At 70.3% G+C, this 18,979-nt stretch carries 18 protein-coding genes and 1 pseudogene; 11 read left to right on the top strand and 8 right to left on the bottom strand.

Features of this window, described 5'->3' with window-relative positions:
- Nucleotides 1-150 precede the first annotated feature (150 nt).
- Complete coding sequence (locus ACQPYK_RS02975) at nucleotides 151-681, top strand: hypothetical protein (RefSeq protein WP_433249770.1); 531 nt, start codon at nucleotides 151-153, stop codon at nucleotides 679-681.
- 117 nt (nucleotides 682-798) lie between these two features.
- Here ACQPYK_RS02975 and ACQPYK_RS02980 read toward each other — a convergent pair whose 3' ends face one another.
- The 6 genes and pseudogenes from ACQPYK_RS02980 to dnaK all read right to left on the bottom strand — a co-directional run bounded on the left by ACQPYK_RS02980 (nucleotide 799) and on the right by dnaK (nucleotide 8,486).
- Complete coding sequence (locus ACQPYK_RS02980) at nucleotides 799-1,539, bottom strand: hypothetical protein (protein WP_433249773.1); 741 nt, start codon at nucleotides 1,537-1,539, stop codon at nucleotides 799-801.
- Nucleotides 1,540-1,685: 146 nt separating this feature from the next.
- The gene (gene clpB, locus ACQPYK_RS02985; protein WP_433249776.1) at nucleotides 1,686-4,268 is read right to left on the bottom strand and encodes an ATP-dependent chaperone ClpB; all 2,583 of its coding nucleotides are present in this window, start codon (nucleotides 4,266-4,268) and stop codon (nucleotides 1,686-1,688) included.
- Between the two features lie 259 nt (nucleotides 4,269-4,527).
- Nucleotides 4,528-4,780 (bottom strand): annotated as a pseudogene (locus ACQPYK_RS02990) (heat shock protein transcriptional repressor HspR); the annotation flags it as partial.
- 2 nt (nucleotides 4,781-4,782) lie between these two features.
- Nucleotides 4,783-5,976: a molecular chaperone DnaJ gene (gene dnaJ, locus ACQPYK_RS02995; protein WP_433249779.1), complete on the bottom strand. Its 1,194-nt coding sequence runs from the start codon at nucleotides 5,974-5,976 to the stop codon at nucleotides 4,783-4,785.
- 28 nt (nucleotides 5,977-6,004) lie between these two features.
- Entirely contained in the window at nucleotides 6,005-6,586 is a 582-nt protein-coding gene (gene grpE, locus ACQPYK_RS03000; protein WP_433249782.1) for a nucleotide exchange factor GrpE, read from the bottom strand.
- 28 nt (nucleotides 6,587-6,614) lie between these two features.
- Nucleotides 6,615-8,486 carry a molecular chaperone DnaK gene (gene dnaK / locus ACQPYK_RS03005; protein WP_433249785.1) on the bottom strand — a complete coding sequence of 624 codons (1,872 nt, stop codon included), beginning with the start codon at nucleotides 8,484-8,486 and terminating at the stop codon, nucleotides 6,615-6,617.
- A 205-nt stretch (nucleotides 8,487-8,691) separates the two neighbouring features.
- Here dnaK and ACQPYK_RS03010 point away from each other — a divergent pair, with 205 nt between their 5' ends.
- Nucleotides 8,692-9,285, top strand: a complete 594-nt coding sequence (locus ACQPYK_RS03010; RefSeq protein ID WP_433249788.1) for an RNA polymerase sigma factor — start codon at nucleotides 8,692-8,694, stop codon at nucleotides 9,283-9,285.
- Nucleotides 9,278-10,432 (top strand): CU044_5270 family protein, encoded by a 1,155-nt coding sequence (locus ACQPYK_RS03015; RefSeq protein ID WP_433249791.1) that lies wholly within the window; start codon nucleotides 9,278-9,280, stop codon nucleotides 10,430-10,432. The genes ACQPYK_RS03010 and ACQPYK_RS03015 overlap by 8 nt, the downstream gene beginning before the upstream one ends.
- Before the next feature lie 45 nt (nucleotides 10,433-10,477).
- On the opposite strand, the gene ACQPYK_RS03020 is transcribed toward ACQPYK_RS03015, so the two are convergent.
- Together ACQPYK_RS03020 and ACQPYK_RS03025 are read right to left on the bottom strand one after the other, a co-directional pair.
- Nucleotides 10,478-10,942 carry a hypothetical protein gene (locus tag ACQPYK_RS03020; RefSeq protein ID WP_433249794.1) on the bottom strand — a complete coding sequence of 155 codons (465 nt, stop codon included), beginning with the start codon at nucleotides 10,940-10,942 and terminating at the stop codon, nucleotides 10,478-10,480.
- A gap of 37 nt (nucleotides 10,943-10,979) precedes the next feature.
- Nucleotides 10,980-11,237: a type II toxin-antitoxin system VapB family antitoxin gene (locus tag ACQPYK_RS03025; RefSeq protein ID WP_433249796.1), complete on the bottom strand. Its 258-nt coding sequence runs from the start codon at nucleotides 11,235-11,237 to the stop codon at nucleotides 10,980-10,982.
- Between the two features lie 126 nt (nucleotides 11,238-11,363).
- Here ACQPYK_RS03025 and proC point away from each other — a divergent pair, with 126 nt between their 5' ends.
- The 8 genes from proC (at nucleotide 11,364) to ACQPYK_RS03065 (ending at nucleotide 18,977) form a co-directional block, all read left to right on the top strand.
- Entirely contained in the window at nucleotides 11,364-12,158 is a 795-nt protein-coding gene (gene proC, locus ACQPYK_RS03030) for a pyrroline-5-carboxylate reductase (RefSeq protein WP_433249799.1), read from the top strand.
- Nucleotides 12,159-12,452: 294 nt separating this feature from the next.
- A complete protein-coding gene (locus ACQPYK_RS03035; RefSeq protein ID WP_433249802.1) occupies nucleotides 12,453-13,616 on the top strand; it encodes an acetoin utilization protein AcuC in 1,164 nt (387 codons plus the stop codon).
- Between the two features lie 84 nt (nucleotides 13,617-13,700).
- The gene (locus ACQPYK_RS03040) at nucleotides 13,701-14,516 is read left to right on the top strand and encodes a phosphatase (RefSeq protein ID WP_433249805.1); all 816 of its coding nucleotides are present in this window, start codon (nucleotides 13,701-13,703) and stop codon (nucleotides 14,514-14,516) included.
- Between the two features lie 322 nt (nucleotides 14,517-14,838).
- On the top strand, nucleotides 14,839-15,042 hold the full coding sequence (locus ACQPYK_RS03045) for a helix-turn-helix domain-containing protein (protein WP_012887307.1): 204 nt from the start codon (nucleotides 14,839-14,841) through the stop codon (nucleotides 15,040-15,042).
- A gap of 279 nt (nucleotides 15,043-15,321) precedes the next feature.
- On the top strand, nucleotides 15,322-15,420 hold the full coding sequence (locus ACQPYK_RS03050; protein WP_018654693.1) for a 30S ribosomal protein bS22: 99 nt from the start codon (nucleotides 15,322-15,324) through the stop codon (nucleotides 15,418-15,420).
- Nucleotides 15,421-15,443: 23 nt separating this feature from the next.
- On the top strand, nucleotides 15,444-16,487 hold the full coding sequence (locus tag ACQPYK_RS03055) for an NAD-dependent epimerase/dehydratase family protein (protein WP_433249809.1): 1,044 nt from the start codon (nucleotides 15,444-15,446) through the stop codon (nucleotides 16,485-16,487).
- Nucleotides 16,488-16,716: 229 nt separating this feature from the next.
- Nucleotides 16,717-17,805, top strand: a complete 1,089-nt coding sequence (locus ACQPYK_RS03060; protein ID WP_433258686.1) for a lysophospholipid acyltransferase family protein — start codon at nucleotides 16,717-16,719, stop codon at nucleotides 17,803-17,805.
- 137 nt (nucleotides 17,806-17,942) lie between these two features.
- Nucleotides 17,943-18,977 (top strand): alpha/beta fold hydrolase, encoded by a 1,035-nt coding sequence (locus ACQPYK_RS03065; protein ID WP_433249812.1) that lies wholly within the window; start codon nucleotides 17,943-17,945, stop codon nucleotides 18,975-18,977.
- Nucleotides 18,978-18,979: the final 2 nt, after the last annotated feature.

The following is an 18,979-nucleotide window of genomic DNA, read 5'->3' on the forward strand; positions in this document are numbered from 1 at the left end:
TCCCGATAGCAGGAGTCGCCTGCCATATCCCCGTTTTCCTGCGGAAACACGCGCACCGTAGGCAATCGTTTACGTGGGGTTGCACAAGGAATACCTGCCGTTGTGCGGACGAAGTCGAGCGCCGCTCGGTACTCTCGCGATGTGGCGCATGTGACACATGAGCAACTTGATCGGTTGCTTGAGCAGGCACTCCTGGACGACGACCACGAAGACCTCGCCCGGCGGCTGGAAACGCTGGTGAAGGTATACGTGTCCGGTGATATCTCACGGGCGGCGATTCTCGTGCTCGCCGCGGAGGAGTGGCGGCAGGCCGGACAGCCCGCCCGCGCTCTCGACTGTTTCCAGCGGGCGGTGGACGACGGCGGCGAGGTGAGCGTCGATCCCCGGGCGGGGATCGCCGACACCCTCTTCGAGCTCGAACAGCCGGACGAGGGGCGGGAGGTGATCCAGGCGATCCGGGCCGACGGCGGGGTGAGCCCGGCCACCGCGCTCACGGTCGCCGAAACCCTGGTCGCCTACGGAGAGCTGCGGGAGGCCCACTACTGGGCCACCGAGGGAGCGCAGACAGCGGTGCAGGGCAGCTGGGAGTACACCGCGCTGCTACGCACCCGCTACCGGATCCGGGTGGACCTGGGCCTGCCGGAGGACGAGCTCGACGCCCTGCTCGACGCGTCCCACTGACACGTGAGTCACGTTGGGCGGGGACGCCGGCCCTGAGCCGTGCCCGGCCGGGAGGCGGATCGGAAGAGGGCCGCGCCTCACGGGCGTGACCCTCTTCGTGTACGGCGGCCGCGGGACCTATTCGATCCCGAGGGCCGGCAGCACCCCGTCCAGTGCCGGGAGCTCGGAGGTCCCCTCCGCGACTTCCGACGTGACCTTCGAGGTGACCTTCGACGGGGCGATGTCGGCCGGGCCGGTCTCCGGCAGGGCCGGGACCTTCGGCTCGATCGCGGCCGGCAGGTCCTCCGTCACGGCCTTCACCGAGGCCGGGTGCGGTAGCCGGAGCGGCAGGGCCGCGCCGTCGGACAGCGCGCCCGCCGAATCGGTGAAGGCGGGAACCGAGGGCACCGTCGAGACCGGGAGCCTGGTGAGCTCGGCGCCCGGGGTGCCCGGCAGGCCGGGCAGGTCCGGTGCGGAGGCCAGGGTCCCGGCCGGGGAGTGGCCGGAGAAGCCCGGCATCCCGGAGGGCAGGGCGGGCAGTCCGGCGCCCGCCGCGACGCCGGCCGTGTCGGCGAAGCTGACCACCGCCGAGGCCCGGGAGAGGCCCGGCAGGCCGGCGATCCGCGCGAGCCGGTCCACGGTCGCCGCCGCCTCACCGCCGGGCGCCGTCATCCTGCCGACGGCCGTGCCCCCTCTGACGCCGCCGGTCTCCTCGCAGACGGCCGCCACGGATCCCGGCGTCTGCAACACCTCGACCACGTCCTGCCCGTGGCAGGACATGCCGCCGGCCGACGCCGGAGCGGTCACCACCCAGCTCACGCCGGCCGTGAGCGCCGCCACCGCGAGGATCCCCCGGATGTTCCGTGATGCGTTGGACATTCACATCCTCCTGTTGCTTTCGGTAGTACGACGACTGCCGAAGGTAACAGCGGGGAATTGACAAGGGGCGGGCTTAGCCCAATGGTGGTCAAGCCCTTACCCGGGCCCCGGCCGGTTCGGCCGGGGCGGTCAGGCGGCCGGGGCGGTCAGGCCCGCACCGGGCCGATCTCCAGGACGTCGTTCGCCTTGTCGAGGTCGACCAGCACCTCGTCGCCGTCCTGCACCTCGCCGGAGAGCACCTCCTTGGCCAGCCGGTCGCCGATCGACGACTGGACCAGGCGGCGCAGCGGGCGTGCGCCGTACAACGGGTCGTAGCCCGTCAGGGCCAGCCAGTCGCGTGCCGCCGGGGTCACGGTCAGCGTGAGCCGCCGGTCGGCCAGCCGCCTGGCCAGATGCGCCACCTGCAGGTCCACGATCCTGGACAGCTCCTCCACGCCGAGCGCGTCGAACAGGATCACGTCGTCGAGCCGGTTGAGGAACTCCGGCTTGAAAGCGCTCCTGACCGCGTTCATCACGGCCGTCTGCTGGGCTTCCTTGTCCAGCGTGGGGTCCACGAGGAACTGCGAGCCGAGGTTGGAGGTGAGGACCAGGATCACGTTGCGGAAATCGACGGTCCTGCCCTGTCCGTCGGTCAGCCGCCCGTCGTCGAGCACCTGGAGCAGGACGTCGAAGACCTCTGGGTGGGCCTTCTCGACCTCGTCCAGCAGCACCACGGTGTACGGCCTGCGCCGTACGGCCTCGGTGAGCTGACCGCCCTCCTCGTAGCCGACGTAGCCGGGCGGGGCGCCCACGAGGCGCGCCACGCTGTGCTTCTCGCCGTACTCGCTCATGTCGATGCGGACCATCGCCCGCTCGTCGTCGAACAGGAAATCGGCAAGCGACTTGGCCAGCTCGGTCTTGCCGACGCCGGTGGGGCCGAGGAACAGGAAGCTGCCGGTCGGCCGGTCGGGGTCGGAGATGCCCGCGCGTGCCCGCCGTACGGCGTCGGAGACCGCCTGGACGGCCTGCTTCTGGCCGATCAGCCGGGCGCCGAGCTCCTCTTCCATGCGCAGCAGCTTGGCGGTCTCCCCTTCGAGCAGGCGTCCGGCGGGGATGCCGGTCCACGAGGAGATGACCTGGGCGATGTCGTCCGAGCCGACCTCCTCCTTGACCATGGGATCGTCGGGCTGGGCGGCCGCGCTGGCCTCGGCGAGCTCGGCCTCCAGCTTGGGAGCCTCGGCGTACATCAGTCGCGAGGCGGCCTCGAAGTCGCCGTCGCGCTGTGCCCGCTCCGCGGCGCCGCGCACCTCGTCGAGTTTCTTCTTCAGGTCGCCGACCCGGTTGAGCCCGGCCTTCTCCCGCTCCCAGCGTCCGACCAGGGCGTTGAGCTCCTCCTGCCGGTCGGCGAGCTCCTTGCGGAGCCGCTCCAGGCGCTGGAGGCTGCCCTCGTCGGTCTCCTTGGCGAGCGCGAGCTCCTCCATCTTCATCCGGTCCACGTTCCGCTGGAGCTGGTCGATCTCCACCGGACGGGAGTCGATCTCCATCCGCAGCCGGGAGGCGGCCTCGTCGACGAGGTCGATCGCCTTGTCCGGCAGGAAGCGGGAGGTGATGTAGCGGTCGGAGAGGGCGGCGGCGGCGACCAGGGCGCTGTCGGCGATCTGGACCTGGTGGTGCGCCTCGTAGCGGCCCTTGAGGCCGCGCAGGATCGCGATGGTGTCCTCGACCGTGGGCTCGCCCACGTAGACCTGCTGGAAGCGCCGCTCCAGCGCGGGATCCTTCTCGATGCGCTCGCGGTATTCGTCCAGCGTCGTCGCGCCGATCATCCGCAGCTCGCCCCGGGCCAGCATGGGCTTGAGCATGTTGCCCGCGTCCATCGCGCCCTCGGCGGCGCCCGCGCCGACCATGGTGTGCAGCTCGTCGATGAAGGTGACGATCTGGCCGTTGCTCTGCTTGATCTCGCTGAGCACGGCCTTGAGGCGCTCCTCGAACTCGCCGCGGTATTTCGCGCCGGCGACCATCGCGCCCAGGTCCAGCGCCACCAGGCGCTTGTCGCGCAGGCTGGAGGGGACGTCGCCGGCGACGATCCGCTGGGCCAGGCCCTCGACCACGGCGGTCTTGCCGACGCCGGGCTCGCCGATGAGCACCGGGTTGTTCTTGGTCCGCCGGCTGAGCACCTGGACGACCCTGCGGATCTCCGAGTCACGGCCGATCACCGGGTCGAGCTTGCCCGCCCTGGCCTGCTCGGTCAGGTCGACGCCGTACTTCTCCAGCGCCTGGTAGGTGTCCTCCGGCGTCTCGCTGGTCACCCGGGCGTGCCCGCGCACCTTCTCGAAGGCGTCGAGCAGGGCGTTGGGGGTGGCGCCGGCGGCCTTGAGCAGCGCGGCGATCGGGCCGCCGTCCGCGGCGAGCCCGACCAGCAGGTGCTCGGTGGAGACGTACTGGTCTTCGAGCTGGTTGGCCCGCTGCGCCGCGGTGTTCAGCACGGTGAGCAGCTGCCGGGAGCTCGACGGGGCGCTGACCGTGGCGCCCTGCGCCTTCGGCAGGGTCGCGAGCTGCTTTTCGGCCTCGGTGCGCAGCTGCTTCCAGTCGGCGCCGACGGCCTCCAGCAGGGGTACGGCGGTGCCGCCGGTCTGGCCGAGCAGCGAGGTGAACAGGTGTGCCGGGGCGACCTCCGGGTTGCCCTCGGCGGCGGCGCGCCTGATGGCGGAGGAGACCGCCTCCTGGCTCTTCTGGGTGAGCTTGTAGTCCATGCTTGTCTGCCTCACTCCGTTCGGCGGCTGGGGCGCCGGTAACCGGCGCCTTCACTGGCCGCGGGGCCGCCCTTCCCCCGCGCTCCGTGGGTGAAGGCCACCGGCGCGCCCCCGCGTGTCGGTTGCGACGCTCCGCGTCGCGGCTCGCCCCCTGCCTCGTGGAGTCAGGCGGGTGGCAGTTGGTACTGGATCAGCGCGCGGATCATGGCCATCTCCGCGCGCAGGCGGTGGTTCTCGTCACGCAGGCGAAGGGCCTCGGTCTCCAGCGCCAGGATTCGTTTGATGCCCGCGAGGTTGATGCCCTCCTCCTGGGAGAGCCGCTGGACCTCGCGGAGCATCACGATGTCACGGGTGGAGTACAGGCGCCCGCGCCCCGACGTGCGGCCTGGACTGACCAGGCCGAGACGGTCGTACTGTCGCAGGGTCTGCGGGTGGAGGCCCGAGAGCTGGGCCGCCACCGAGATCACGTATACGGGGGTGTCGTCCGACAGATCGAAGTAGTTGGCTTCCATGGCTACTCGCTTCTGGCCTGTTGGATGAGGTCGGCCCGGGGGTCACCGCCCGCCGTGGCGTCGCGGAACTCCTCGAGGGCGCCCCGTGCCTTGTCCTCCAGGTGCTGGGGCACCAGCACCTCGACCGTGGCGAGCAGGTCGCCCTTGGTGCCGTCCTTGCGGGGCACCCCCCTGCCCCGCACCCGGAAGGTGCGGCCGTTCGGAGTGCCTTCGGGGATGCGCAGCGTGACCGGCAGGCCCTTCAGGATCGGCACCTTGATCTCGGCGCCGAGCGCGGCCTCGGCGAAGGTGACCGGCACGGTGATCGTCAGGTTCTCGCCGGTGCGGCCGAAGACCGGGTGCGGCTTCACGTGGATCTGAACGTAGAGGTCACCGGCCGGGCCGCCGTTCTCGCCGGGCGCCCCCTTGCCCTTGAGCTTGATGCGCTGGCCGTCGCCGACCCCGGCCGGGATGCGCGCCTGGATCGTGCGGGTGCTCTTGCCCCGACCGCTTCCCTCGCACACCGGGCACGGGTCGTCCACCAGCAGGCCGCGGCCCTTGCAGTCGCGGCACGGCTCGGAGAAGGCGAAGTTGCCCAGGTTGCGACTGGCCGCGCCGGTGCCCTCGCAGGTCGGGCAGACCCGCGGGGTGGTCCCGGCCTTGGCGCCGGTGCCGCCGCATCCCGTGCACGCCGCGGAGCTGGTGAGGCGCAGCGAGACGGTGGCGCCGTCCACGGCCTCGCCGAACGAGAGCGTGACCTCCGACTCGATGTCCTGGCCGCGCCGCGCCCTGGTGGTCGTGCCGCCGGTACGGCCGGCGGCACCGCCCCGGTTGAACAGGCCCCCGAAGATGTCGCCGATGCGCTCGCCGGCGCCGCCCTGCTGCTGCTGGCCGGTGCCGCCGAACAGGTCGCCCAGGTCGAAGGGGAACCCGCCCCCGCGGGCGGCCCCCCCACCTCCCGCGTAACCGCCGAGTCCGGATCCGAACAGCGTCCGCGCCTCGTCGTACTCCTTGCGGCGCTTGGTGTCGGACAGGATGTCGTAGGCCTCGGAGACGTCCTTGAACTTCGCCTCGGTCTCCGTGCTGCCCTGATTGGCGTCCGGGTGATACTGCCTGGCCAGCTTCCGGTACGCCTTCTTGATCTCTTCGGCGGTGGCGGTCTTGGGCACACCAAGGACGGCGTAGTAGTCCTTCTCCAGGTAGTCCTTGGTGCTCATCTTCCGTTCCTTCGCAGATATGGGAGTATCAGTTGTCGGTTGACGTGGGCTCTTCGGGCTCGGCGACCGCGACCCGCGCCGGGCGGAGCACCCGCTCGCCGATCCGATAGCCGGACTGCAGGATCTCCACGCACGTCGGCTCGGTGACGTCCGGGGAGTAGCTGTGCAGGAGCGCCTCGTGCACCGTCGGGTCGAAGGGCTCGCCCTTGGTGCCGAAGGTGCTCAGCCCCAGTTTCCCGGTGGCCGCCTCCAGTGACTCGCTCACCTTGGCGAAGCCGCCGGTGAGCTCCCCGTGGTCACGGGCCCGGCCGATGTCGTCGAGGACCGGAAGCAGCTCGGCCAGCACGCCGGCCACCGCCTGCTCCTTGACCACGGTCCGGTCCCGCTCCACCCGCTTGCGGTAGTTGGCGTACTCCGCCTGGAGACGCTGCAGGTCCGCGGTGCGCTCGGCGAGCTGGGTGGCCAGCTCGACCGAGGCGAGGTCGGCGGCCGGAGCGGCCTTGTCGACCTGCTCCTTGACCGCCTCGCGCACCTCGCCCGTCTCCGGGTCGATCTTGCGGTTGTCGCGGATCACCGGCTCCTCTCCGGAACCGTTCTCACGCGTGTTCACGCTCGCGCTCCCCTCGGCTTTCCCGCCGTCACTTCTTGCCGTCTTCGCGCTTCGGCTCGTCGTCCACGATCTCGGCGTCGACCACGTTGTCGTCGGACTCCTGCCCGGCCGCGTTCTCGGCACCGGGGGCGCCGGCGGCGGTCTCGGAGGCCTGCGACTGGGCGTAGATCGCCGAACCCATCTTCTGGCTGACGGTCGCGAGCTTCTCGGCGGCGGTGCGGATCTCCGCCGAGTCGGTGCCCTCGAGCGTCTTCTTGAGCTCGGCGAGGGACTCGTTGACCTCGGTCTTGATGTCGTCCGGGACCTTCTCGGCGTTCTCGCCGAGGAACTTCTCGGTCTGGTAGACGAGCGAGTCGGCGTTGTTGCGCGTCTCGGCGTCCTCGCGGCGCTTCTTGTCCTCTTCGGCGTAGGACTCGGCCTCGCGCATCATGCGCTCGATGTCGTCCTTCGGCAGCGCGGAGCCGCCGGTGATCGTCATCGTCTGCTCCTTGCCGGTGCCGAGGTCCTTGGCGGAGACGTTGACGATGCCGTTGGCGTCGATGTCGAAGGTGACCTCGATCTGCGGGATGCCGCGCGGCGCCGGGGCGATGCCGGTCAGCTCGAAGGTGGCCAGCTTCTTGTTGTAGGCCGCGATCTCACGCTCGCCCTGGTAGACCTGGATCTGCACCGACGGCTGGTTGTCCTCGGCCGTGGTGAAGACCTCCGAGCGCTTGGTCGGGATCGTGGTGTTGCGCTCAATGATCTTGGTGAAGATGCCGCCCTTGGTCTCGATGCCCAGCGACAGCGGGGTCACGTCGAGCAGCAGGACGTCCTTGACCTCGCCCTTGAGCACGCCGGCCTGGAGGGCGGCGCCGATGGCCACGACCTCGTCCGGGTTGACGCCCTTGTTGGGCTCCTTGCCGCCGGTCAGCTCCTTGACGAGCTCGGCGACCGCGGGCATGCGGGTCGAGCCGCCGACGAGCACCACGTGGGCGATGTCGGAGACCTTGATCCCGGCGTCCTTGACGACCTGGTTGAACGGGCCCTTGCACCGCTCGAGCAGGTCGGCGGTGATCCGCTGGAACTCGGCGCGGGTGAGCTTCTCCTCCAGGTGGAGGGGGCCCTCGGCCGAGGCGGTGATGTAGGGCAGGTTGATGGAGGTCTCCGACTGGCTGGAGAGCTCGATCTTGGCCTTCTCCGCCGCCTCGCGCAGGCGCTGGAGGGCCATCTTGTCCTTGGTCAGGTCGACGCCGTGGGCGTTCTTGAACCGGGTGGCGAGCTCGTCGACGACGCGCTGGTCCCAGTCGTCACCACCGAGGTGGTTGTCGCCGCTGGTGGCCTTGACCTCGACGAAGCCGTGACCGTCCTCCTGGCCGACGTCGAGCAGGGACACGTCGAAGGTGCCGCCGCCGAGGTCGAAGACGAGGATGGTCTCGTCCTTCTCCTTGTCCAGGCCGTAGGCGAGCGCCGCGGCGGTGGGCTCGTTGATGATGCGCAGCACGTTGAGGCCGGCGATGGTGCCGGCTTCCTGGGTCGCCTGGCGCTGGGCGTCGTTGAAGTACGCCGGGACGGTGATCACCGCGTCGGTGATCTTCTCGCCCAGGTAGGCCTCGGCGTCCTGCTTGAGCTTCTGCAGGACGAAGGCGCTGATCTGCTGCGGGGAGAACTTCTTGCCGTCGATCTCGACGGACCAGTTGGTGCCCATCTCGCGCTTGACCGAGCGGATCGTGCGGTCCACGTTGGTGACGGCCTGCCGCTTGGCGACCTCACCGACGAGAACCTCGCCGTTCTTGGCGAAGGCGACCACGGACGGCGTGGTCCGCGAGCCCTGCGCGTTGGCGATGACGGTGGGCTCACCGCCCTCGAGGATCGAGACGACGGAGTTGGTCGTCCCCAGGTCGATACCTACCGCACGTGCCATGAGTACGTCCTTGTGGTCAAAGTTGAGTCGGTCAGACTCATAGTGGAACCTCGTGCGAGGTTTGTCAAACGACTTGAGTCTATGCCGCTCAACCCTGTGCGGCGTGAAAGCATTCCCGCCCTTCGGGAAACAGCAGGCGTTCCCTGTCTCCCAACGAAGGAGCACGCGTGATCGCTCCCCCTGATCCCGGTCCGAGGACCGGGACGTGATCGGCTCTTCCGATCTCGGCTCTTCCGGTCTCGATCTCGGGCGCGAGACCGGAGAGTGGTCGCCGCGCGACGACTTCGACCGGGTCTTCGACGCCCACGTCGCCGAGATCCACCGCTACGTCGCCCGCCGCCTGGACACCGACGCCGCCGACGACATCGCATCCGAGACCTTCCTGGTCGCCTTCCGCGACCGCGACCGCTTCGACGCCGCGCGGGGCGGCGTCCGGCCCTGGCTGTACGGCATAGCCACCAACCTCCTCGCCAAACACCGGCGGAGCGAGGTGCGCCGCTGGAAGGCGCTCAGCCGTACCGAGGCGGCAGGTCAGGTGGACGGCCACGAGAACGCCGTGACCGCCAGGGTCGCCGCCGGGCAGGTGACCGGCCGGCTCGCGGGGGCGCTGGCCGCCCTGGCCAAGCGCGACCGCGACGTCGTCCTGCTCGTCGCGCTCGGCGGCCTCGCCCACGCCGAGGTGGCCGCCGCGCTCGGCATCCCCTACGGGACCGTGGCGTCCCGGCTCAACCGAGCCCGCCGGCAGCTCCGCAAGGCGCTCGGCGAGGTCAACCCGCTGAAGGAGGACCACGATGGATGAGATCACCCTGCTGGCGTCCTCGCTGCCGGACGCCCCGCCGCCGTCCCCCGAGGTGGTCGCCCGCGCCCGCGACCGCCTGACTGCCCCCGAGTCCCGGCGCTCTCCACACGGACGCCGGCACTGGACGTGGGCCGTCGCCACCGCCGCGGCGACGGCGGCCGTGGCTGTCGCCGTCACGGCCGGCGTCGGAGCAGGAGGCGGTCCCGCCACAAGGGTGGCGACGTCTCCGAGCGGGAAGCAGGCGTTGTACGACCTCGCCGCCGCCGCGGAGCGCGTCCCCGAGGGGAGCGGCGCCTACTGGTACAGGAAGCTGGTCGACGGTCATCTCGAACGTCCGCTGGTCAAAGGCTCCAAGTCTTACCTGATCTACGCCACCACCGAGAGGTCTTCATGGCATCCCCGCAAGGCGGGGGAGACGACTCTCAGGCAGACCCGGACCCAGGGCCGTCCCGCCCGGCCGCAGGACGAGAGCAGGTGGCGTGCGGCGGGTTCCCCCACGCAGTGGCGGTACACCGAGGGGTGCCTCCCCGAGGAGAAGAAGTGCGAGCCGGCCAAGGTCACCGCGGCGCCCGCGGACTGCCGATACGCCTGGAAGGCCGACCCTGCGGCGATCCGGAACGGCAGGTGGGACGGCCCCCTGACTCCCGGGGACCTGGACTCGATCCCCACGGATCCGGAGGGGCTGCGGCGGTTCCTCCGCCCTCTCCACGACCAGCGGAGACAGGCCAACCTCACCGAGGAGCAGGTCGAGGGGACCTATGCGACGGCGGGGAACTGGCTGCTGCAGTTTCCCGCCAGCCCGAAGCTCCAGGCCGGAGTGCTGCGGATGCTCGCCGAGCTGCCCGGAACCGAGGTCCTGGGGGAGGTGACCGACCCGCTCGGCCGTACCGGGCTCGGGGTCAGGGTCAACACGACGGGCAGGTCGCTGAGCTCGCGGGTGGGTGACGAGGGGGTGCACATGGACTGGCAGCTCGTCTTGGACCGGCGGACGGGCCGGGTGCTCGCCCTGCAGCACACCGCCCTTGAGGGCCTTCCCGACATGGCGAAGGGCACCGTGGTGGGCTACACGCTCTTCCTCGAGCAGGACTGGACCGACCAGCGGCCCGAGCCCCTGAAGGGGTGCCGCAAGGTCCCCTTCCTTCCCTGACCCTCCGGCGCGACTCCCGACTGGACGCGGGAGTCGCGCCGGCCCTCAGGGCCTGGCGCCGTCGACGACCTTGCGGTCGCCGAGGGGGACCTTGAGCTTGACGGTCGTCACTTTCTGGACGGCGACGGCGATGCAGGCGACGTCGCGGGCCTTGCTGCTCGGGCCCTCCCAGAGGGTGACGGTCACCCGCTTGGGGGTCTCCCGCACGGTGACCCGGTCGAGCACGGTGCAGGGCTCCACCCCGGACCACCAGGTGATCCGCAGGCTCCGGCCGTCCTTGGACGGCTTCGCCGAGAGCCACCGCACCCTGCGCGGGTGGTCGGTGTGACCCTTGGGCGTCGTCGGCTCGGGGCCGTGCGTGGGCTCGACCCGGGGAGGCACCGTGTGGCTCACCGGCTGGGAGGGGCCGCGGGCGGCGGAGGAGCCGGCTCCGGTGGTCGCGGCGCTGTGTTCGGCGCCGCAGCCCAGGACCAGCAGCAGGCTTCCGGCCAGAAGAGAGGTCGCGATCATACGCATACCCCTGCAACGGATCGGAACCCGGAGAGGTTCAGCGCATCGGCGAGACCGCGGGTCGAGGGAGGATCTGCCGCCGTGCCGCCTTGCTTGCCCGCCGTGCTTCGATCGCGTCGTCGAACTCGCCTCGCTCCGCACGCGCAGAGAGCCTTTCCAGCGCTTCGATCCGCTTGACCCGGGCCACATGCTCCCGCAGGGCCGCGTTCACGGTGTCCTTCTTCGTCGAGGTGCCCAGCATCCTCATGGCTTCGGCGAGGGCCTCGTCATCGATGTCGATCCGAGTGACGGCCATGTCAACCCTCCGATGTCGACAACCCTTGAATGTGCTGCACACAGCCACCATGCATGACCTCGGACGCTCGCGGGAGCCGATCCCCTAGGCTGGTCAACCACTTCTTCTCACGCAAGGTGCGCCGACATGATCGCGATTCTGGGAACCGGCAAGATGGGCGAGGCGCTGCTGTCCGGGCTGCTCCGGGCCGGCTTCAAACCGGGCGACGTGCTGGTCACCGCGCGGCGCGCGGAGCGGGCCGAGGCCCTGCGGGAGCGCTACGGCGTGCAGGTGGTCTCCAACGCCGAGGCCGCCAAGAGCGCCGACACCATCATCCTCGCGGTCAAGCCGCAGGACATGGGGTCCCTGCTGACCGAGATCGCGGCGCACGTCCCGGCCGACCGGTTGGTGATCTCGGCCGCGGCGGGCATCACGACGTCGTTCGTGGAGTCGCGGCTCGGCGCGGACATCCCGGTGGTCCGGGTCATGTCCAACACGCCGGTCCTGGTGGACGAGGCGATGAGCGTGATCTCGGCGGGCGCCCACGCCGCCGAGGAGCACCTCAGGCGGACCGAGGACCTGCTCAGGCCGGTCGGCAAGGTGCTGCGCATCCCCGAGTCGCAGCAGGACGCCGCCACCGCGTTGTCCGGCAGCGGCCCCGCCTACTTCTTCTATCTCGTCGAGGCCATGGTCGACGCGGGCATCCTGCTGGGCATGCCGCGCGCCGCCGCCCTCGACATGGTCACCCAGTCGATCGTCGGGGCGGCCATCATGCTGCGCGACTCCGGGGAGCACCCGGTGATCCTCCGCGAGGCCGTCACCTCCCCGGGCGGCACGACCATCGCGGCCATCGCCGAGCTGGAGCGGCACAGCGTCCGAGCCGCCTTCCTGGCCGCGATCGAGGCCGCCAGGGACCGCAGCCGCCAGCTCGCCGGCGGCTGACGGCTCACGGCCTGCTCCTGGTGCCGGCCGTGCGGGGGCTGCGCCGGGCGGTCCCGGCCTGATGGTCCGGTACGGCATGCCGTACCGGGACGAAGGGCGCGGAGTTACCGCAATAAGTGCTGATATTTCGCTCAGATGAAAACCGTTCTGTCCTCTGTCGCAACTGTGTAAACCCGCTTCCGCGCCCGTGCGGTAACGTCGGCCGGGGCGGGGAAGATCGATCAGCGAGCGCGCCGTGCCGCGCAACGTCGCGATCGAGTGACGCGCAACGTCGCGATCGAACAGGGAGGGCGCATGAGCCGGTCCGTACGGGTCGTCTGGGACGACGCGCTCACCTCCTACGACTTCGGGGCCGGGCACCCGCTCGCGCCCGTGCGGATCGAGCTGACGATGGCGCTGTCCAAGGAGCTCGGGGTGCTCGACGCGGTCGAGGTGACCGGCTGCGCCCCCGCCACCGACGACGAGCTGGCTCTGGTCCACAGTCGCGACTACATCGAGGCCGTCAAGCGGGTCTCCGCGACCGGGCGGCCCGATCCGGCTCATGGGCTCGGCACCGAGGACAACCCCGCCTTCGCCGGGGTGCACGAGGCCTCCGCCCTGATCACCGGTGCGAGCCTGGCCGCGGCCCGCGCGGTCTGGACGGGCGAGGCCGAGCACGCGGTGAACGTCGCGGGGGGCCTGCACCACGCGATGGCCGCCACAGCGAGCGGGTTCTGCGTCTACAACGACCCGGCGGCGGCGATCGGCTGGCTGCTGGCGCAGGGGGCCTCCCGCGTCGCCTACGTCGATGTGGACGTCCATCACGGGGACGGCGTCCAGGCGCTGTTCTACGACGACCCGCGGGTGCTGACCATCAGCCTGCACGAGAGCCCCCGCACGCTCTTCCCGGGCACCGGTTTCCCCGAGGAGCGCGGCGCGGAGGGCACGGCGGTCAACGTGGCGCTGCCCGCCGGTTGCGGCGACAGCGGCTGGTTGCGGGCCTTCCACGCGGTGGTCCCGCCGCTTCTGCGGGAGTTCGCCCCGGAGATCCTCGTCACCCAGCACGGCTGTGACAGCCACGCGCTGGACCCGCTGGCCCACATGATGCTCAGCCTCGACGCCCAGCGCGCCGCCTACGCCGCGCTGCACGAGCTGGCCCACGAGACCGCGGGCGGCCGGTGGGTCGTGACCGGCGGCGGGGGATACGAGCTGGTGCAGGTGGTGCCCCGGGCGTGGACCCACCTGATCGCCGAGGTCTCCGGGCACCCGCTCGACCCTGCCACCGTCACCCCCCAGGCGTGGCGCCGGCTGGTCAGGGAGCGGACCGGGCAGACGCCGCCGCTGACGCTGACCGATGGCAGGAGCCCGGAATTTAGTGATTTCTCCGCTGGTTATGACCCAGCGGACCCGATCGACCGGGCCATCATGGCGACCAGGAAAGCCGTGTTCCCCTTCCACGGTCTGGACCCCCTGCCGTGACCGCGAGGATCGCGCCGGCGAGCCGGATCGGGGCGCGAGGAGCGCGAGAGGGGCGAACGGATGAGTGACGAGGGAGATCACAGCTTGGCAGCGCCGCAGCTGCGACGCGCAGCGTCGCCGTTGACACGAGACGACCTTCGTGAGCATCTGATCCGCACCCGCATCGCCGGTGACGTGGCGACCAGCCGGGAGAACAACCTCGACCACTACAGGTCGCTGGGCAACCGGGACCCGCACTACATGTTCGGCCTGGTCCCGGAAGGCCGCTGGTCCTATCACGACGTGCTGGAGCTGATGGCCAAGTCCGCCGGGGTGGTGGCCGACCCGGAGCACCGCGAGGGTCAGGACACCATCGATCCGGACCGCACGATCGACGCCGTCGAGGCGATGGGCGACACGATCGCCGCGGTGCTGCGGACCGGCGGCGCCCGGATCCTCTTCGCCACCGGTCACCCCACCGGCCTGCTCACCGTCCACATGGCCCTGGCCCGGCTGGCCAGGGAGTGCGACGCGACCCTGATGGGGCCGGCCGAGGGCTGGTCCTACTGGAGCACCGGACTCGGCCGCAAGCGTGAGATCCGTTACATGGACGACGTCGCCATGCTGGCCGACCGGGGCGCCTTCGTGCACACCCATGACCCGGCCCCGATGCGGGCCATGCTCGCAGAGCTCGGCGACGACCGCCCGGACCTGGTGGTCGCCGACCACGGCTGGGCCGGCGCGGCGGGTGAGGCGGGAATCCTCACGGTCGGATTCGCCGACAGCAACGACCCGGCTCTCTTCGTCGGCGAGGCGGAAGGCAAGATCGCGGTGACCGTCCCGCTTGATGACAACGTGCTACCCAGACATTACGATCCGCTGACGAACCACTTGGTCGAGAGGGTCGTGCGAGCCCTCTGAGGCGAGGGTTGCGCAAATCGGGCCATACCTATACGGGCTTTTCGCGCCTGCATTCCATCGCGCTCGCCGACCGTTTGCCAACTTTTTGAGGATTGTGGGCGACTCTAATAAGAGACAGTTGGTCCGTTCCAAGATCGAGGCGAAGGGTGCGGTCCTGCTGCTGGCCAGCGAGTTTCTTGATTTCGCTGACGTGGGACTGCGAAGGCTGAGAAAGTAGGGGGTTTGCGCGCTCGGAGTCCCGACTTACGCTGACGGCAGTACACGTGCGTGAGCAATGGCACCAGTGGGGATAACCCGGAAACACGTGCGGAAGAGGCGTCCGATGGGTGCAGGCGAAAGACCTCTCAGCGAGGTGAAGTTCCTGACGGTGGCCGAAGTGGCCACGGTCATGAGGGTGTCCAAGATGACTGTGTACCGACTCGTGCATTCGGGCGAGCTGCCGGCCATCCGGGTCGGTCGATCCTTCCGGGTGCCGGAGCAGGCGGTGCACGACTATCTCAGGGACGCCTACATCGAGGCGGGTTGAAGCGAGCGAGCCCGAGGTGACGAGTGGAGTGACCGGTGACAGACGCACCGGTCACGAGGTCGGCGCGGCGGGCGACCAGCGGGCCCGGGTGTCCCGGTCGGACCGGGACGGCGGGTCCAGGCTTCAGTGAGGTAGCGGCGTGGTCGTCACGTCGTGAGTTCCAAGTGCCCGGGATCCCCCCAGGGGGAGATCTACCGTGGATCGCCGGTAGTCTGTTGAGCCGGTGTGTTGTTCGCACACCGGTTTGACAATCTCGGCTACCAGCTACCTGGGGGTCCCGTGGGCTCTGTGATCAAGAAGCGCCGTAAGCGCATGGCGAAGAAGAAGCACCGCAAGCTTCTGAAGAAGACCCGTATTCAGCGGCGTAACAAGAAGTAGTAACGCGGATCTGCGAGGCGCCGATGACCCACACCGTGCTTGTCACCGGGGTCTCGCGCCACATCGGCGCCCGAGTGGCGAGCGTTCTCGCTGCCGACCCGGACATCGACCGGGTCATCGGAGTAGACACGGTGCCGCCGCCCTCGCTCTCACGTGATGGCGGCGTACCTCTCGGCCGGACGGAGTTCGTCCGCGTCGATCTGCGCAGCCCCGACATCGCCCAGGTGATCGCGGCCGCCGACATCGACACGGTGATCCACATGAGCCTGGTGAGCGCTCCTCCCCGGAGCGGTGGCCGGATGCTCATGAAGGAGCACAACGTCATCGGCACCATGCAACTGCTCGGTGCCTGTCAGCGGTCCGCGACGGTCCGCCGTGTCGTCGTGCGCTCCACCACCGCGGTGTACGGCTCGTCCCCGAACGACCCCGCGGTCTTCACCGAGGACGCCGAGCCGGGAGAACCGCCGACCCACGGTTACGCCAAGGACGCCTCGGAGGTCGAGGGCTACATCCGTGGCTTCGCCAGGCGGCGAGGCGACGTGACCGTTTCGACGCTCAGGTTCGCCAACTTCATGGGGCCCGGCGTCGATTCGCCGCTGACCCGTTACTTCACCCAGCCCGTCCTGCCGACCGTGTTCGGGTTCGACCCCCGACTGCAGTTCGTCCACGAGGACGACGCGGTCGAGGTCCTCAGGCGGATGGCGATGGAGGATCATCCCGGCACGTTCAACGTGGCCGGAGACGGCGTGCTCCTGCTGTCGCAGTGCGCCCGGAGGGCGGGCCTGCTCTCGCTGCCCGTGCCCTCTCCCGCGTTCCGTCTCCTGGGGGACCTCGCCCGCGGCGCGGGGCTGGTCGACTTCTCCCCGGAGCAGCTGCGTCTGATGTGTCACGGCCGCGCGGTGGACACCACCCGGCTGACCGCCGCCCTCGGCTGGAGGCCCAAGTTCTCGACCGCCGCCGCCTTCGAGGATTTCGTCCGCGCCCGGGACCTGTCCGGCGGCCTCCCCTCGGCCATGATCGACCTGCTGTCCCACGTGGTGACGAGCCGGCATTCCCCCACTTCCTGACGGACCGGTCGAGGCCCGGCGGTTCGCGGCCCCGCCTGACGGCTGGAGGATCATCGTCGCGCCGTCGCGTCCCCGGGGCGATCGGACGGCGCCGGTCCGGCCGTCGCCGGCCGGGGCACCTTCACCCGATCACAACGAAAGACAAAGACCATAATGTAGAACCGTTCCGCATTTTTCCTTCTCGCCCTGAAGGACGGGGCCTTGACGCTGTAGGTGCCTGGTGACCGACATAGCAGGTGAGCCCGCGGAGGCGGACGACGCCCAGGTGATTCCCATCACCCGGGCCCGCTCCTCGCACGAGTCCCCGTCCGTGCCGGATGAGCCCTCGTCCGTGCCGCACGACTCCCCGGCCGGCGGGCACGGCTTCCCGCCCGGGGGCGAGGGGCCGGCGTCATCCCGGGGCGACCGGGACGATGACCGGGGCGACCGGGACGATGACCGGGGCGACCGGGACGATGAGCAGGGCGACCTGGACGACGACCGGGGCCTGGCCGAGCTGCTGGCCTTCCTGCGCCGCCGCGTCGCGGGGGAGTACGAGGTCGACGAGTTCGGCTTCGACTCCGAGCTGACCGACAAGGTGCTGCTGGAGCTGATCCGCCCGCTGTACCGGCACTGGTTCCGCGTCGAGACCGTCGGCATGCACAACGTTCCGGGCGACTCCGGGGCCCTCGTGGTGGCCAACCATTCGGGCACCCTCCCGCTGGACGGGCTCATGCTCCAGGTGGCGCTGCACGATGACCACCCCGAGCGCCGGGCGGTCCGTCTCCTCGGCGCCGACCTGGTCTATCAGCTTCCGCTGCTCGGCCACCTGTCCCGCAAGACCGGTCACACCCTGGCCTGCCGCGACGACGCCGACCGCCTGCTGCGCAAGGGCGAGCTCGTCGGCGTCTTCCCCGAGGGCTTCAAAGGCGTGGGCAAGCCGTTCTCCGAGCGCTACAAGCTGCAGCGTTTCGGCCGAGGGGGCTTCGTCGCCTCGGCCATCCGCGCCGGCGTGCCGATCGTCCCCTGCTCGATCGTGGGGGCGGAGGAGATCTATCCCAAGATCGGTGACCTGCGTTTCCTGGCCAGGGCCCTGGGCCTGCCGTACCTGCCGATCACCCCGCTGTTTCCCTGGTTCGGGCTCCTCGGCCTGGTGCCGCTGCCGTCCAAGTGGATGATCGGGTTCGGCGAGCCCATCCGCACCGACCAGTTCGATCCCGCGGAGGCGGACGACCCCATGCTGGTCTTCAACCTCACCGACCAGGTGCGCGAGGTGATCCAGCAGCAGCTGAACGAGCTCCGCCTCCGGCGCGGCCACGCCTTCCCGCCCTTCTTCTGACGGCTTTCCGACCGCTGCCCGCCGCGTTGTCCGCGGCGACGGGTTACGCCGATTTTTATTAGGCGGTGCGTCTAACAACGGGTGGATCCGGTAGGTATGGTGTGCTCAGCATCGACCCCCCGAGCGCGGGAGCATCCATGGGCGCACGCCGTACCGCCGTAAAAGCCGCCGTCACGGGGCTCGCCGTGGGAGCGGCCCTGGGTGTCGTCTCACGGCGGCGCGGGGCGCGGGCGCGGACGGTGCTCGGCGGGCATCGTGGGAGGTCGGTCACCGTCGTCACCGACGACGGGGTACGGCTCGCGGTGGACGTCGAGGAGGCCGAGTCGCCGGAGTTCGCCGTGGTCCTGCCGCACGGCTGGGTGATGAACCGGCACTGCTGGCACTTCCAGCGGGAGGCGCTGGCGGGCCGGGCCACCCTGGTCTTCTACGACCAGCGCGGGCACGGGGAGTCCTCCGCCGGGTCCCTCGGCGCGTGCACGATCGACCGGCTCGGCGACGACCTGGCCGCGGTGATCGAGAAGGCCGTTCCCGAAGGGTTGCCCGTGGTGCTCGCCGGTCACTCGATGGGCGGCATGACGGTCATGGCGTTCGCCGGGCGCCACCCCGACGTCTTCACCGCGAGAGTGGCCGGGGTGGCGCTGCTGAGCACCTCGTCCGGTCAGCTGAGCGGCAGCACGTTCGGGCTTCCCGGACCGATCGGGCGGCTCGTTCCCCGTGTCACGCCTTTGGTGTTCGATCGCATGCTGACCCGCGCCACGGTCATCGACCGCAGCGCGGCCCTCAAGTCACGCACGAATCTGCCCGTGACCCGTTACATCGCCTTCGGCCCGCGTGCCTCGCGCGAACACGTGCGTTTCGTCAACGACATGGCCGCGGCCACTCCGACCGAGGTGACGGTCGGCTTCTTCCGCGACTTCCTCGTCCACGACAAGGCCGCCGCGCTGGCCGCGCTCGGCTCGGTGGAGACGCTTGTCATGGTCGGCGGCCGTGACCGGCTCACCCCGCCGGTCCACAGCCGCCGCATCGCGGCGGCCATCCCCGGCGCCCGGCTGATCGTGGTCCCGGAGGCCGGTCACATGATCGGCCTCGAACGCCCGGAGGTCGTCAACGAAGCGCTGATCGGCCTGCTCGACAGGGTCGCCCGCCGTACGGGGGCTCACCCGCGACGATAGCG

Source organism: Streptosporangium sp. CA-135522 (assembly GCF_050949235.1).
Lineage (GTDB): Bacteria > Actinomycetota > Actinomycetes > Streptosporangiales > Streptosporangiaceae > Streptosporangium.

Bases quoted from the DNA above. Each gene is read 5' to 3' on its own strand.
- ACQPYK_RS03065 (WP_433249812.1), top strand. From the start codon at position 17,943: ATGGGCGCACGCCGTACCGCCGTAAAAGCCGCCGTCACGGGGCTCGCC.
- ACQPYK_RS02980 (WP_433249773.1), bottom strand. From the start codon at position 1,539: ATGTCCAACGCATCACGGAACATCCGGGGGATCCTCGCGGTGGCGGCG.
- dnaJ (WP_433249779.1), bottom strand. From the start codon at position 5,976: ATGAGCACCAAGGACTACCTGGAGAAGGACTACTACGCCGTCCTTGGT.
- ACQPYK_RS03055 (WP_433249809.1), top strand. From the start codon at position 15,444: ATGACCCACACCGTGCTTGTCACCGGGGTCTCGCGCCACATCGGCGCC.
- ACQPYK_RS03015 (WP_433249791.1), top strand. From the start codon at position 9,278: ATGGATGAGATCACCCTGCTGGCGTCCTCGCTGCCGGACGCCCCGCCG.
- dnaK (WP_433249785.1), bottom strand. From the start codon at position 8,486: ATGGCACGTGCGGTAGGTATCGACCTGGGGACGACCAACTCCGTCGTC.
- proC (WP_433249799.1), top strand. From the start codon at position 11,364: ATGATCGCGATTCTGGGAACCGGCAAGATGGGCGAGGCGCTGCTGTCC.
- clpB (WP_433249776.1), bottom strand. From the start codon at position 4,268: ATGGACTACAAGCTCACCCAGAAGAGCCAGGAGGCGGTCTCCTCCGCC.
- ACQPYK_RS03025 (WP_433249796.1), bottom strand. From the start codon at position 11,237: ATGGCCGTCACTCGGATCGACATCGATGACGAGGCCCTCGCCGAAGCC.
- ACQPYK_RS03020 (WP_433249794.1), bottom strand. From the start codon at position 10,942: ATGATCGCGACCTCTCTTCTGGCCGGAAGCCTGCTGCTGGTCCTGGGC.
- ACQPYK_RS03045 (WP_012887307.1), top strand. From the start codon at position 14,839: ATGGGTGCAGGCGAAAGACCTCTCAGCGAGGTGAAGTTCCTGACGGTG.
- ACQPYK_RS03035 (WP_433249802.1), top strand. From the start codon at position 12,453: ATGAGCCGGTCCGTACGGGTCGTCTGGGACGACGCGCTCACCTCCTAC.